This is a genomic window from Streptomyces sp. NPDC051020 (genome assembly GCF_040683105.1).
Classification (GTDB): Bacteria; Actinomycetota; Actinomycetes; order Streptomycetales; family Streptomycetaceae; genus Streptomyces.
In genome coordinates this window covers 17,331-31,775 of sequence record NZ_JBFBCG010000051.1, presented here as the reverse complement: position 1 = coordinate 31,775, position 14,445 = coordinate 17,331, and the positions used below count along the sequence as shown (strand labels likewise).

Below are 14,445 nucleotides of genomic sequence, written 5' to 3'. Positions count from 1 at the left end.
ACGAGAGTAGATTCCCCCCGTCGTCCACGGCGAGCGGGCCCGGTTACCCGGCCCGCCGGGGGTTCGGGAGACGGTGCGGATGATCGCGGGCTGAGCACCGGCCCCGTCGGGCCGGTGCTCACCCCTGGGGCATGTCCCTCAGGCCGCGGCGCGGAACCCGCGCAGCCGCAACGAGTTCCCCACCACGAACACCGACGAGAACGCCATCGCGGCCCCCGCGATCATCGGGTTCAGCAGCCCCGCCGCCGCCAGCGGCAGCGCCGCCACGTTGTACGCGAACGCCCAGAACAGGTTCGTACGGATCGTCCCCAGCGTCTTCCGTGACAGCCGGATCGCGTCCGCCGCGGCCCGCAGGTCCCCGCGGACCAGCGTCAGGTCACCGGCCTCGATCGCCGCGTCCGTGCCCGTGCCCATCGCCAGCCCCAGGTCCGCCTGGGCCAGCGCCGCCGCGTCGTTGACGCCGTCGCCGACCATCGCGACCGAACGACCCTCCGCCTGCAGCCGCTTGACGACGTCGACCTTGTCCTCGGGCATGACCTCGGCGTACACGTCGTCCCGGCCGATCCCGACCTCCGCCGCGACCGACTCCGCGACCGCCCGGTTGTCCCCGGTGAGGAGGATCGGCGTGAGCCCCAGTGACCGCAGCCGCGCGATCGCCTCCGCGCTGGTGTCCTTCACCGCGTCGGCGACTTCCAGAACCGCCCGCGCCTCGCCGTCCCAGGCAACCGCGACGGCCGTCCGGCCCGCCGCCTCGGCGGCCGCCTTCTTCCGGGCCAGCTCCACCGGCAGATGGATCTCCCACTCGGCGAGCAGCTGCTCCCTGCCGACGAGGACCGCGTGCCCCTCGACGACGCCCTGGACGCCGAGCCCCGCGACGTTGGCGAAGTCCTCCGGGGCGGGGAGCGCCGCGCCGGTCCGCTCGACCGCACCGGCGGCGACCGCCTGGGCGATGGGGTGCTCGGAGGCGTGCTCCAGGGCGCCCGCCAGCCGCAGTACCTGCGTCGCGTCGGTGCCGGGCGCCACGTTGACGTCCAGCAGCGTCATCCGGCCGGTGGTGACCGTGCCGGTCTTGTCCAGGACGATCGTGTCGACGCGACGCGTGGTCTCCAGGACCTCCGGGCCCTTGATCAGGATGCCGAGCTGCGCGCCGCGCCCGGTCCCCACCATGAGGGCGGTCGGAGTGGCGAGGCCCAGCGCGCACGGGCAGGCGATGATCAGTACGGCGACGGCGGCCGTGAACGCGGCCGTCAGACCGGCCCCGTTGCCCAGCCAGAACCCCAGCGTGCCGAGCGCGAGCGCGATGACCACGGGCACGAACACCGCGGAGATCCTGTCGGCCAGCCGCTGCGCCGCCGCCTTGCCGTTCTGCGCGTCCTCGACGAGCTTCGCCATCCGCGCCAGCTGCGTGTCGGCGCCGATCCGTGTCGCCTCGACGACGAGCCGGCCGCCCGCGTTGAGCGTGGCACCGGTGACGGAGTCCCCGACACCGACCTCGACCGGCACGGACTCGCCGGTGAGCATCGACGCATCGACCGCCGAGGCGCCCTCGACGACTGTGCCGTCAGTGGCGATCTTCTCGCCGGGGCGGACCAGGAAGCGGTCCCCGACCCGCAGCTCCGCCGTCGGGACGGTCACCTCGCGGCCGCCCCGCACCACGGTGACCTCCTTGGCGCCCAGCTCCAGCAGCGCCTTGAGTGCGGCACCCGCCTTCCGCTTGGAACGGGCCTCGAAATAGCGCCCGGCCAGGATGAACGCGGTGACGCCGGCCGCCGCCTCCAGATAGATGTTCCCGGCGCCGTCACTGCGGCCGATGGTCAGCTCGAAGGGGTGTGTCATGCCCGTCATCCCCGCCGTGCCGAAGAACAGCGCCCACAGCGACCACAGGAACGCGGCCGAGGTGCCGACCGAGATCAGCGTGTCCATCGTCGCCGCGCCGTGCCTGGCGTTGGTCCAGGCGGCGCGGTGGAACGGCCAGGCGGCATACGTGACGACCGGCGCCGTCAGGGTCAGCGACAGCCACTGCCAGTAGTCGAACTGGAGCGCCGGGATCATCGCCATCGCGATCACCGGGACGGCGAGCACCACGGCGGTGAGCAGCCGCTGCCGCAGGGGGAGCAGCTCGTCGGCCTCCGCGGCGCCGGGGGAGTCGTCCTCGCTGCGTACCGGCGGAGCGGGCTCGTGCGCGGTGTAGCCGGTCTTCTCGACGGTGGCGATCAGGTCCTGGACGGAGATGTCCTCGCCCCGGTAGCTGACCTTGGCCTTCTCCGTGGCGTAATTGACGGTGGCCTCGACGCCGTCCATCCGGTTGAGCTTCTTTTCGATACGGGCCGCGCAGGAGGCGCAGGTCATGCCGCCGATCGCGAGCTCGACCTCTCTGGTGGTGCCGGCGGCTGTTCCGGTGCCGTTTGTGGCGGTGTGCGCGGACACGATGTCCTCCCTGGCGGAGATGTTGATACCCCTAGGGGGTATGCATTGCTGGTTCAGGTATACCCCCTACCCCTATAAAGCGCAAGGGTGATCCATCGTCGGGACCCGGAGTGCGCGCGTCCGATCGTCTGGCGCGCGTCTGACCTCGCGTATCTTCACGTCGGATTGAGGCTGCGTCCTCGGGCGACCGCCCCGTAGGCTGTCCATTGGACTAGACCTGTAGCTGCTTACTGGAGGAATGGGGTCCCATGAGCAACCGTGCAGTCCTGGAGGTGATCGCTCTCGACGCGGAGGACGCGGTCGCTGCCCAGGCGGGTGGTGCAGACCGGCTTGAGCTGGTCACCGACATGGCGGCGGACGGCCTGACCCCGTCCTGTGCGACCTTCGCGGAGATCCGGGCGGCGGTGGACATTCCGCTGCGGGTGATGCTCAGGTCGGCGGACGGCTTCGTGGCCGGCGACATCGAGGTGCTCCTGCCCAGGGCGCGCGAGCTGCGGGCGGAGGGCGCCGAGGAATTCGTCCTGGGCTTTTTGGACGTCGAGGGCCACCCGGACCTGGTCGCCGTCGAACGCCTCCTCGCCGAGCTGGAGGGCTGCCGCTGGACGTTCCACCGCGCGATCGACCACGCCACCGACCGGGACACCCTGCGCAAACAGCTGGCAGACCTGCCGGGCCTCGACACGTATCTCACGGCGGGTTCGCCGAAGGGCGTCGACGACGGCATTCCGACGCTGCTGACCGAGGCGGCGCGCAAGGGTGAGCCCGGGTACGAGGCGCAGATCCTGGTGGGCGGCGGGCTCCGCCTGGACCACCTGCCGGAGCTGCTGTCCGCGGGCATCGACGCCGTACACATCGGCGGCGCCGCGCGCCCGCACGGCTGGTCGGGTCCGGTGGACGCGGCGGCGGTACGGGAGTGGCGGGCGGTGCTTGACGCGTAGGTCCCGTCCTCGGCGGCACTAGCCAGGGGCGAGGTGGCCCCGTGCCGTGAGTCCGGGCTCATCCGGCTGAACGGTTCCGTCCTCGAACGCCGGACGGGCTTGATCTCCCAGCCCGTCCGGCGTTTGACGACAAAGCGGCTACCGGACGACCCCGGTACCCCCGAGCACCTCCGGCAGCTCCGCCGCATGCACCACGGTCAGCCCCGACACCGCACGGGTCAGCGCCACGTACAGCCGGCGCAGACCCGTGCGTTCGTCCGGTTCGCCGTCGACCACCGCCGCCGGCTCGTCCAGCACCACGTAGTCGTACTCCAGGCCCTTCGCCAGCGACGCCGGGACCAGCGTCAGCCGCGACTCGGCCGTCGTCTCCTCGCCCGGCGACAGATACGCGTGACCCGCCGCCGTCAGTGCCTCCGCCAGCACCGGGATCCGCGCGTCCGCCGCGATCAGCCCGATCGAGCCCTCCTGCGCCAGCGACTCCTCGCAGGCCGCGATCACCGCCGCGTCCAGTACGGCCGCGTCGGGCACCTCCCGTACCGCCAGCGAACCCGGCGACTCACGCACCGACTCCACCGCCGCAAGTCCCGGCGAGATCACCGGCAGCAGGCGTGACGCGTACGCGATGACCTCCCTCGGCACACGGAAGCCCGCCGTCAGCTCCTCCACCACGGCGTCCTCCTTGCCCAGGTGGTGCAGCGCCTGCGCCCAGCTCTCCGTCGACCACGGCGTCGTCCCCTGCGCCAGATCGCCGAGCACCGTCGCCGAACCCGTCGTGCACCGCCGTCCCACCGCCCGGTACTGCATCGGCGACAGGTCCTGCGCCTCGTCGAGGACGACATGGCCGAGCGAGTGCGTACGTGCCACCAGATCGCTCGCCTCGTCGATCAGCACCGCGTCCGCCGCCGACCACTTCGCCGATTTCACACTGCGGGCCGGCTTCGTCCACAGGATCGCCTTCTGCTCGTCCTCGGTGAGCAGCCCGTCCGCGTGCGCGGCCAGGAAATCGGGGTCGGAGAGCAGCCGCAGCACCAGCTTCGCCGGATCGACCGCGGGCCAGATCGCCTTCACGGCCGCCTTGACCGCCGGAGTACGGGCCACCGCGTTCTGCACCCGGTCGTCGGGCGCCTCGCCGGCCTCCTCCATCCGGACGAGGACGGCGTGCGCGATCCGCTGCGGGAGCGCCTCGTGCGCCGCGCCGTACCGCATGTCGCGGGCCAGCAACTCCGTGACGATCTCCTCCAGTTCGTACGCGGGTACCCGCCACCGCCGCGAACCGCGCACCACCATCACCGGCTCCGTCGGCAGCGTCACATGCGAACGGATCGCCCGCCGCAGCACCTCCGCCATCCGGGCGTCACCCTTGACGACGGCTGCCTCCGCCGCGTCCGATCCCCGTACCTCGACATGTGCCGCCACCAGATCGTCGACGGTCGCCTGCTTCACCTCCAGCTCACCGAGGGCCGGGAGCACCTGCTCGATGTAGTGCAGGAACGACCGGTTCGGCCCGATCACCAGCGTGCCGGTGCGGGCGAGGCGCTCCCGGTGCGCGTACAGCAGATAGGCGACACGGTGCAGACCGACGGCGGTCTTACCCGTACCCGGGCCTCCCTGGACGCAGACCGTCCCGCCCAGTCCACTGCGGACGATCTCGTCCTGCTCCGGCTGGATCGTCGCCACGATGTCGCGCATCGGACCCACGCGTGGCCGCTCGATCTCCGCCTGGAGCAGCTTGCTGGTCTGCGTGGCCTCGGTGGGGTCGGTGAGGTGCTCGTCCTCGTACGCGGTCAGTTCGCCGCCGGTGTAGCCGAAACGGCGCCGCTGTCCGACGTCCTGCGGGTCCTTCCTCGAAGCCCGGTAGAACGGCTGCGAGACGGGCGCACGCCAGTCGATGACCATCGGGTCGCCGTCGGCGTCATGGACGTGGCGGCGCCCGATGTAGAACTGTTCGCCCTCCCGTCGCCCACCACCACCCTTGGCCGAGGCGCTCCGCGCCGCCCCTCGTGAGGCGCCCTCGGCCTGATCCGCGCCGACCCGGTGCAGATAGTCGAGGCGGCCGAAGAAGAGCGGGGTGTGCGACAGATCGGCGAGCGCCTTGATGCGTTCGTCGACCTTGGCCTGCAGGACGACAGCGTTCACCCAGTTCGCGGTGACATCGCGGATGTCGAGGGCCTGCGCGTCCTCGCGCATGGCCCGCAGCGCGGCGCGGGACGCGGCGAGATGGGCGCGCTCGTGAGCCAGCGCATCGGTGGTGGTCGTCATAACGGCTTCGTGTTCGTGCGCGGGCACGGTGTTGCCTCCGGCTTGTGACGCAGGACGGCGGACCGCGGCTCGCTCCCGGTCACGTGCCGGGGGCGATGCGGTCCGCTCGGGGATCGATCACGGGGTGCGCACGCTGGTGCGCGTGCGGCTGTCGGCCGGTTTCCGTCCGGTCGGCGGCGCTCCCCCGGCTGCCGGCGAAGAGCCGGTACCACGGTGCGGGAGGCGGGCAGACCGGCGATTGTATCGACCGCGACCGGCAGGGTCGAATGAATTGGGCCGCGGGGCCCGCCCCTCGTCCGCCCCTTGGCCCACCCCGCAGGGGACGGCGTGCGACCGGAGGCCTGTGCGAAGCCCACGGGGATTCCGCCCGCGAGCCGATGCCTCTGCGGAACGGGAGCAGGACCATGGACTACATGAGCACCGTCAGCCTGAACCCACACGGCACCGGCCCCGCGCACGGCGCGACCGCGGCCACCGGTCACCCGCCCACCCACCACGTCGGCGACGCCGTGCGCGCCGTCAAGGTCTTCGCGCGCGCCGCGTTCGGCGTGGCTGTCCTCGGCGAGTACGCGGAGGAGGCGGGCGTCCTCCGCCGCGACCACCGAGAACAGCACGACCACCGAGCACGCCGCGCCCACGGAGAACAGCGCGCCCACTGAGTACGCCGCGAAAACCGATGACGCCCCACCTACGTGCGCGGCCTCTGAGTTCAGTCGTTCGCCAGCAGCTCGTCCGCGTCCACGATCCGGTACGCGTACCCCTGCTCGGCCAGGAACCGCTGGCGGTGCGCCGCGAAGTCCTGGTCGATCGTGTCGCGGGCGACCACCGAGTAGAACCGGGCCTCGTGCCCGTCCGCCTTCGGCCGCAGCACCCGGCCGAGCCGCTGCGCCTCCTCCTGCCGCGAGCCGAATGTGCCCGACACCTGAATGGCGACGGTCGCCTCCGGCAGGTCGATCGAGAAGTTCGCGACCTTCGACACGACAAGGACGCTGAGCTCGCCCTCACGGAACGCGTCGAAGAGCTTCTCGCGCTGTGCGTTGCTCGTCTCGCCCTTGATGACCGGGGCGCCCAGATGCTCACCCAGCTCGTCGAGCTGGTCGATGTACTGCCCGATGACGAGAGTCTGCTCGCCCCGGTGCTTGCGCACCAGCGCCTCCGTCACCTTCTGCTTCGTCGCGGTCGTCGCGCAGAACCGGTACTTCTCCTCCGCCTCGGCCGTCGCGTACGCCAGCCGCTCCGAGTCCGTCAGATTGACGCGTACCTCGACACAGTCGGCGGGCGCGATGTAGCCCTGCGCCTCGATCTCCTTCCACGGGGCGTCGAACCGCTTGGGACCGATCAGCGAGAAGACGTCCGACTCGCGGCCGTCCTCCCGGACGAGCGTCGCGGTGAGGCCGAGCCGCCGCCGGGCCTGCAGGTCGGCGGTGAACTTGAAGACGGGCGCGGGCAGCAGATGCACCTCGTCGTAGATCACCAGACCCCAGTCGCGGGAGTCGAACAGCTCCAGGTGCGGGTAGATGCCCTTACGGCGGGTCGTCAGCACCTGGTAGGTGGCGATGGTGACCGGCCGGATCTCCTTGCGCGCACCGCTGTACTCGCCGATCTCGTCCTCGGTCAGCGAGGTCCGCCGCACCAGCTCGTGCTTCCACTGCCGGGCCGAGACGGTGTTCGTCACCAGAATCAGCGTGGTCGCCTTGGCCTGCGCCATCGCACCGGCCCCGACCAGCGTCTTCCCCGCACCACACGGCAGTACGACCACCCCGGAGCCGCCGTGCCAGAACCCTTCGACGGCCTGCTTCTGGTACGGACGCAGCGCCCAGCCGTCCTCGGCCAGCTCGATCGGGTGGGCCTCGCCGTCCACGTACCCGGCAAGGTCCTCGGCGGGCCAGCCCAGCTTCAGCAGCGTCTGCTTGATCTGCCCGCGCTCGGACGGGTGCACCGCCACGGTGTCCGGGTCGATCCGCGCCCCGACCAGCGGCTGGACCTTCTTCGACCGGAGGATCTCCTCCAGCACCGGCCGGTCGGTGGAGGTCAGGACCAGCCCGTGGACCGGGTTCTTGGAGAGCGTGAGGCGGCCGTACCGGGCCATCGTCTCGGCGATGTCGACGAGCAGCGCGTGCGGCACCGGGTAGCGGGAGTACTGCACGAGGGCGTCGACGACCTGCTCGGCGTCGTGCCCGGCGGCGCGCGCGTTCCACAGTCCGAGCGGCGTCAGCCGGTAGGTGTGGATGTGCTCGGGCGCACGCTCCAGCTCCGCGAACGGGGCGATCGCCCGACGGCAGACGTCGGCCTGCTCGTGGTCGACTTCCAGGAGCAGCGTCTTGTCGCTCTGGACGATGAGGGGTCCGGTCACGCGTCTCGGCCCTTTCTACGGGGGGTGGCCGCCCGTGCGGCCAAACGTCCAGTGTGCCGCATGCGGGGCAGGTGGTGCGTCGGTGTCGGCCGCCGTGGCGTTCGGCCCTCCGCCCGCCGCGCGGGCGGGGTGTGTGTCATGGTCCGTCCGTGACTGATGCCGCTGCCGGGGAAACGCCCCCGGAACGAACCGCTTCCGCGCGTCCGGACGACCGCATACCGTCCGTGCTGCGCTTCGCCACCGAACTCGTCGCCTGGGTGACCACCCCCTGGGTGCTGGCCGGCCACTCGTGGCTGCTCGCGGCGCTGTCGCTGGTGGTACTGATCGGCCTGCCGGCCGTTCTGTCCACCCCGGGCGACAAGAACAGTGTGATCGTCGCCGTGCCGGGCTGGGCCACGATCCTGATGGTGCTGGCCGAGCTGGGCGCTGCCGTCGTCTCGTCGTGGCTGCTGTGGCCGGTGTGGGCGGCCGTTCCGGTGACGCTGCTCGCGGCGGCCGCCGTGGTCACCGAGCAGCCACGCTGGCGGTGGCTCGTCTCGCTGAAACAAGGACTGTCCCGTCATGTCTGACGGCGCACGACGACAGCCACGGCATGTCGCCGCGTTGTCGGAACGTCCGAATACCTCCAGTATGCGGACGCCCCTCCGCCTTGCGATGCACCGCATCCGACGCCGCGCGCTGACCCGTCAGGTGTCACCGGACGAGGCGTCTTCGGAGTCGGCCAGTTCCGCGACGCCCGTGACCCGGTGCAGCGGATACGTGCGGATCTCGTCCGCCGTGTGGTCGTACGCCGTCACGAAGCCGCCCTCGACCCGCACCGGCGCGATGACGCGCTGGCTGGCCGCGCCGTCCGCGTTGACGTAGCCGATCCAGATCGCCGAGCCCGTCATGACCGCGGCCTGGACGGTCGCGAGAGTCTCCGCGGAGGTTGTACGGGGCAGTGAACCGGCCGGGGCCGCGGCGTCCTGGGAGGTGTCCTTGCGGACGACGGTGGCGGCCGTGTCCCCGGCGCGGATCGCGCGTACCGCCGCGCCCAGCAGCGTTCCGTCGGGGTGCGGCGGGCCCTCGGGGACCGGCACGGGGGGTGTACGGGGAGGGGTGCGGCAGGTGCCCGCGCGGGTGATCAGGACATCGCCCTCGGCGGACTCGGCGGCGGGCGCGTACCCCATCTCGCGCAGCCCTTCGAGCAGGGACGCCGGGTCGATCTGGGCGGCCAGCGCCGTCGGCGCGAGGCGGCGCAGGCGCAGGGTGGCCGAGCGTTTGTCGGCGAGGATCTCGCCCAGTACGGCCTCGTCGTCGCAGCGTACGTACGCGGACGCGGCGCCGATCCGCAGATGGCCGTGGCGACGGGCGATGTCGTCGATGAGGTAGCTGAGCGGCTGCGGGACCGGCGTGCGGCTGTGTGTGGCGAGGAACGCGTGCAGATCGGCCGCGGACCGTCCGGCGTCCAGCGCGCGGCGTACGGAGCCGGGCGTGAACCGGTAGACGGTCGCTCCGCCCTTCGACTCGATGTCCGCGAGGACGGACAGGGTGTCCGCGAGGGGGCGCTCCAGCGGGCCGGGCGCGACGGCCGTCAGGTCGGCCTGCAGCAGGACGTGGTCGAGAGGCTCAGGGATGAGCGGGGCGAGCAGCGCGGCCGCCTCGGCGGGCCCGGAGACGAGCAGGGCGCGGGACTGGGAGGAGAGTGCGCCGCGGCCGGTGATGCCGAGGAGTTCGGACTCGTTCAGTGTCCACAGGGCGATCCGGGACCGGAGGTCGGTGGTGTCCCCGGCGGAGGTGGAGGTGCCGCGCAGCGGCCGTTCCCAGCGGAGCCGGGCGAGCAACGTCTCCGGGTCCGGGGCGGTGCCGGGGACCAGGGAGGCGAGCAGGGCCAGGATGCGGTGGCGTACCTCGGGTGCTGCCGAGCGGTCCAGTTCGGGGCCGAGCGCGGACAGGGCCCGGCCCTTGGCGTCCTGGCCGCCGACCAGACCGGCGGTGCGGGTGGCGGAGAGCCAGGCGGTCGCGAGGCGCACCCAGCGGTCCTGGACGGGGAGTTCGGTCCAGTCGTCGTATGCGGGCGTCGGCGCGTACCGCTCGTCGGCCTCGCCGTCGGAGGCCAGCAGCCCGGCCGCGTAGGCGAGTTCGAGCCAGAACGCGGCGATCGGCTCGGACACGTCGAGGACGGACGCGGTCCGCTTCAGCTCGCGGACGCTGAGGCCGCCGGCCCGGAGCATGGCGGGGCCGCCGCTGTTCCAGCTCGTCAGGAGTTCCTCGACGGTGGACACCGCCAGGTGCGCCTGACCTGCGGCCGCACTGTCCACAGACTGGGGATCGCGGGTCGCGGCGGCCACGACGGCGGGCGGCAGCGGCTCCGGTACGCGGTGGGCGCGCCCGGCCCGCAGATGCAGCGCCGCCTCGCGCGGCAGGACGACGGTGCGCGTCGACACGGGCAGCAACAGCCCGCGGTTGCGCAGCCACGTCACGGGCGGGGTCGGGTTCGGGGTCACTTCCCCGTACGGCGGACCCCACACCAGCCGGTCAAGTACGGCGAGCGCCTCCGTCGGCGCGGTGTCCAGCAGCTCGCCCATCCTGGTCCGGTCGGTGAACAGCGCGGCCAGCGCGGCCACGGCGGAGACCGGGTCGTGCGTGGCGGGCAGCCCGGCTGCCGCCAGGATCTCCTGCAGCCGACCCGGCGACATGCCGGCCGTGGCCTCGGCGACGGTCGGCCCGAGACCGGTGGGGGAGGGGTGCTGCGGGGACGGTGCGAGAAGTTCGCGCGCGGTACGGACCAGCCGCAGCCGGTCGTCCTCGCCCCAGACCAGGGCCTGTTCGCGCAAGGTCGCGAGGGCTCCCGGCGCCGCGTCCCGGATCGCCGAACCCGCGTCGTCGAGCTGCGCGCCGTCGTCCTGGCCGTCGCCCGTGAGGAGGGCGAGAAGGGTGTCGTACGAGGCCGGGTCGGGTGCGACCGCGAGCGCCTCCGCGGTCTGCAGGGCGAACCGGTCGAGGTGCTCCAGCGCGCGCACGACAGAGGCACGGGTGCCGGCTCTCGTCGCCAGCTGGGTGATGTCGTTCGGCACGGGAGACAGGAGGTCGGGACGGGCACGCAGCAGCCCGGTCAGCGACTCGTCGTCCCGGGCACGCAGCGCTTCGGCGAGCGTCCGCGGTGGTGTGGTCATCCCCATCCGTCCCACGGTAGTCGCTCCGGACAGGCCCGAGGGCGCTACCGTCGGTGCAGGGCGGCCGGAGGGGAACCATCGCGTGGGGATCGAGAGCGACCAGCTTGTCTACGACTACCTGAGCCGGGTCGGAGACCTGGCCCAGCAGCAACAGCTGCCCTCGGGTGTCCGGATGCGGCTCGTGGCGGCACTGCGCACCGAGATCGACCGGCAGCGCGGAAGCCAGGGCACGGACACGCCGGCGGCGGTGCGGCGCATCATCGGGAAGCTCGGCACGCCGGACGAACTGGTGGCCGCGGCGGCGAGGTCGGGCGACGGGACCGTGATGCTGCCGGAGGCGACGAAGGACGGGGAACGGGGCGATCCGGAGCCGTCGGGGGTCCCACGCCCGCGGAGAGGAACCTTCCGGAAAGAGACTTTGCGCAAGGGCGCGTCGGAGAGGGACCCGGGGGCCGGTGGGGTGCCTGGGGCGCGTGAGGCGCGTGAGGATTCTGCGGCTCCTGCTGCTTCGAGGGGGGACGGGCCGTCGCCGCCGCACATGGCGGGGACGGATGAGCTCGGAGCGTCCGGGAGCGAACCCGACTGGTGGCGTATCGAGCCGGAGCCGTTCGGGGACGGGGTGCGGGTGCCGGGGTTCACCGGTGGGGTGGAGATCCCGGACCTTCTGAAACCGCCGTCGCCCTCGGAGGAAGCGGAAGCGGCTGCCGAGGGCGAGGCGGAGCGGGACGGGAACGGTTCCGCTGAGGATGGTGGGAGCGAGGGTGCGCGGGGGCGATGGCGGCCGCGGATCCGGCGGCGTGCGCCACGGGAGAGGGCGGGGTTCCGGTTCGGTCACCCGTTGCTGCTGCTCGCCGCCGGGTTGCTGGCCACCGGTGCGGTGACGGGATCCCTGCTGGTGCTCGCGGGCGGCTGGCTGATCGCGTACAGCTCGCGCACGCTCTCCCGCGCGGAGGCGAAGCTGGCCGCGTTGGGACTGCCCGGAGCGGCTGTGGTGGGCGGCCTGGTCTGGCTGTGGGGGCGGATGGACGGGCGCTGGGGCGAGCCGATCCCGGAGGACGGCATGGGGGACGCGCTGAGCGGGGTGTGGCCAGTGGTGGTGCGGTCGGCTGCGGTGGCGTCGGCGGTGTTCCTGGTGCGGCGGGCGGGGAAGCGGGTGGAGTAGGCGGGGGTTCTGTCCTCAAGCGCCGGACGGGCTTGGGTGTGCGGGCGTGCCGTGTCCGGCGGGTTCGGGCCCACGGGGTGGGGGGTTCCGTCCTCAAGCGCCGGACGGGCTTGGGTGTCCGCCTGGCTCTCCGGTGGCACCGTCGCCGTGTCGGGTGGGTGGTGGTCCGGGGCCCCTCCGGGGTGTCTCCTCGGGCGACGAACGTTCGGCGGGTACGCGAGGGGAGCCCGGGTCTTTGTTCATCGCCCTGCGGGGACTCCCCTGCACGGCCCCGGACCGGCCGTCCCGCGTCAGCGGCCCGGTGTGCCCTCCTGTCACGACCTCCGGGGCGCAGGCGCGAGTGATGCCCGGGTGGGGCCGTGCAGGGGAGTCCCCGCAGGGGCTGGCGTACGTGCCGGGTTCGTCCGCGTTGCCGGTTTCCGCGCCAGTCCTGAGGAGACGCCCCGGAGGGGCCCCACCCGCCCCGCCACCGGACAGCGCGGCGGCGCCCCCGGGGCACGGCGCCGAAAATCAAGCCCGTCCGGCGATTGAGGACGGAACCCTGCCCCCGGACCCGGGGTGCGAGAACCGGACCGCCCGCCGCGGCGGCCCCGCACCCCGGACGGGCCCCACCCACCCCACCACGGGACAGCGCGGCGGCGCCCCCGGGGCACGGCGCCGAAAATCAAGCCCGTCCGGCGATTGAGGACGGAACCCTGCCCCCGGACCCGGGCACGAGAACCGCACTACCCGCCGGGGCAACCCCGCACGCGCTCAGCCCACCCGGTAGACCAGCGCCGTAGCGAGCCCCGCGAGCCCCTCCGCACGGCCGGTGAATCCGAGCCCGTCCGATGTGGCGGCGGAGAGCGAGACCGGGGCGCCCACCGCCGCCGACAGCACCTTCTGCGCCTCGTCGCGCCGCTTGCCGATCTTCGGTCGTACGCCGATGACCTGGACGGCGACGTTCCCGATCTCGAACCCCTCGGCCCGTACGATCCGCGCCGCCTCGGTCAGCAGCGTGACGCCCGCGGCGCCGGACCACTCGGGGCGCCCCGTCCCGAAGTGCTGTCCCAGGTCCCCTAGCCCGGCGGCCGAGAACAGCGCGTTGCAGGCGGCGTGCGCCACGACGTCGGCGTCGGAGTGGCCGGCGAGACCGGGGCCCTCGTCCTCCCAGAGCAGGCCCGCGCACCACAGCTCGCGGCCCTCCTCGAAGGCGTGGATGTCCGTGCCGATGCCGACCTGCGGAATCACCGGCGCGTGCTCAGAACCCATCGTTCGCCCTCCTGCGTGCGAGAACCGCCTCGGCCAGCACCAGGTCGAGCGGCCGGGTCACCTTGAATGCCTCTTCGTGCCCGGGTACGACCACGACGGGCGCCCCGAGCTGTTCAACCATGCCCGCATCGTCGGTGGCGCCCTCGCCGTCGACGGCGGCGGTCTCGTGGGCGCGGACCAGGGTGTCCCGGTCGAAGCCCTGTGGGGTCTGCACGGCGCGCAACCTGGCCCGTACGGGCGTGCCGAGCACGGGCTCCGGGTCGCCGGGCGCGCCGGGCTCGACCTCCTTGACGGTGTCGGCGAGCGGCAGCGCGGGGACGACGGCGGGTGCGCCGTCGCGTACGGCCTCGATCACCGCGTCCACGGTGTCGACCGGCACCAGCGGGCGTGCCGCGTCGTGGACGAGGACGGCGGAGATGTTCTCGGGGAGCGCGGCGAGGCCGAGGCTGACCGATTCCTGGCGGGTGTCACCACCCGGCACGACGAGGTAGTCGGTGCGCTCGGGCAGGGCGTGTTCGTCCAGCAGGTTCTTGACCTCGGGCGCGCCGTCCGGCGGGGCGACCACGACGACGAGGGAGACGGACCGGGACGCCGCCATGGCCCGTACCGCGTGGATGAGCATGGGCGTGCCGCTCAGCGCACGGAGCGCCTTGGGGGCGCCCGGGCCGAGCCGTACGCCTCGGCCGGCGGCGGGAATCACCGCGGCGGTGCGGTACGGACGCGATTGATCAGACATCGGTTGCACTCCGAAGCATCAGCATGTTTGTTTCCACGGCCGACATGGGTATGGCCACAAGCGAGCCGGGCGCGACGCCTTGACTTGGCCGGGACCCCTTCCGTGACACCCGGTCGAGTTCGGGCGAGCCGCAGCGGCTGCTCGGGGCGGGCCTTGCAAGATCG

Annotated in this window: 10 protein-coding genes; 4 read left to right on the top strand and 6 right to left on the bottom strand. The window is 72.7% G+C overall.

What is annotated here, in order from left to right:
• Nucleotides 1-138: 138 nt before the first annotated feature.
• Nucleotides 139-2,427, bottom strand: coding sequence for a heavy metal translocating P-type ATPase (locus AB0N06_RS25390; protein ID WP_366136976.1), 2,289 nt, complete (start codon nt 2,425-2,427; stop codon nt 139-141).
• Nucleotides 2,428-2,675: 248 nt separating this feature from the next.
• On the opposite strand from AB0N06_RS25390, the gene AB0N06_RS25385 reads away from it, so the two are divergent.
• Nucleotides 2,676-3,365: a copper homeostasis protein CutC gene (locus AB0N06_RS25385; RefSeq protein WP_366136975.1), complete on the top strand. Its 690-nt coding sequence runs from the start codon at nt 2,676-2,678 to the stop codon at nt 3,363-3,365.
• Between the two features lie 138 nt (nt 3,366-3,503).
• Here AB0N06_RS25385 and AB0N06_RS25380 read toward each other — a convergent pair whose 3' ends face one another.
• A complete protein-coding gene (locus AB0N06_RS25380; protein WP_366136974.1) occupies nt 3,504-5,624 on the bottom strand; it encodes a UvrD-helicase domain-containing protein in 2,121 nt (706 codons plus the stop codon).
• 413 nt (nt 5,625-6,037) lie between these two features.
• Here AB0N06_RS25380 and AB0N06_RS25375 point away from each other — a divergent pair, with 413 nt between their 5' ends.
• Nucleotides 6,038-6,283, top strand: coding sequence for a hypothetical protein (locus tag AB0N06_RS25375; RefSeq protein ID WP_366136973.1), 246 nt, complete (start codon nt 6,038-6,040; stop codon nt 6,281-6,283).
• A 50-nt stretch (nt 6,284-6,333) separates the two neighbouring features.
• On the opposite strand, the gene AB0N06_RS25370 is transcribed toward AB0N06_RS25375, so the two are convergent.
• The gene (locus AB0N06_RS25370; protein ID WP_366136972.1) at nt 6,334-7,977 is read right to left on the bottom strand and encodes a DNA repair helicase XPB; all 1,644 of its coding nucleotides are present in this window, start codon (nt 7,975-7,977) and stop codon (nt 6,334-6,336) included.
• A gap of 149 nt (nt 7,978-8,126) precedes the next feature.
• On the opposite strand from AB0N06_RS25370, the gene AB0N06_RS25365 reads away from it, so the two are divergent.
• On the top strand, nt 8,127-8,546 hold the full coding sequence (locus AB0N06_RS25365; RefSeq protein WP_366136971.1) for a hypothetical protein: 420 nt from the start codon (nt 8,127-8,129) through the stop codon (nt 8,544-8,546).
• Nucleotides 8,547-8,663: 117 nt separating this feature from the next.
• Here the strand turns inward: AB0N06_RS25365 and AB0N06_RS25360 are convergent, their stop codons facing one another.
• Nucleotides 8,664-11,138 (bottom strand): helicase C-terminal domain-containing protein, encoded by a 2,475-nt coding sequence (locus AB0N06_RS25360; protein WP_366136970.1) that lies wholly within the window; start codon nt 11,136-11,138, stop codon nt 8,664-8,666.
• 76 nt (nt 11,139-11,214) lie between these two features.
• On the opposite strand from AB0N06_RS25360, the gene AB0N06_RS25355 reads away from it, so the two are divergent.
• On the top strand, nt 11,215-12,294 hold the full coding sequence (locus tag AB0N06_RS25355; protein ID WP_366136969.1) for a hypothetical protein: 1,080 nt from the start codon (nt 11,215-11,217) through the stop codon (nt 12,292-12,294).
• Between the two features lie 753 nt (nt 12,295-13,047).
• Here AB0N06_RS25355 and ispF read toward each other — a convergent pair.
• Together ispF and ispD are read right to left on the bottom strand one after the other, a co-directional pair.
• On the bottom strand, nt 13,048-13,545 hold the full coding sequence (gene ispF / locus AB0N06_RS25350) for a 2-C-methyl-D-erythritol 2,4-cyclodiphosphate synthase (RefSeq protein WP_366136968.1): 498 nt from the start codon (nt 13,543-13,545) through the stop codon (nt 13,048-13,050).
• Entirely contained in the window at nt 13,535-14,281 is a 747-nt protein-coding gene (gene ispD, locus AB0N06_RS25345) for a 2-C-methyl-D-erythritol 4-phosphate cytidylyltransferase (RefSeq protein ID WP_366136967.1), read from the bottom strand. The genes ispF and ispD overlap by 11 nt, the downstream gene beginning before the upstream one ends.
• Nucleotides 14,282-14,445 lie beyond the last annotated feature (164 nt).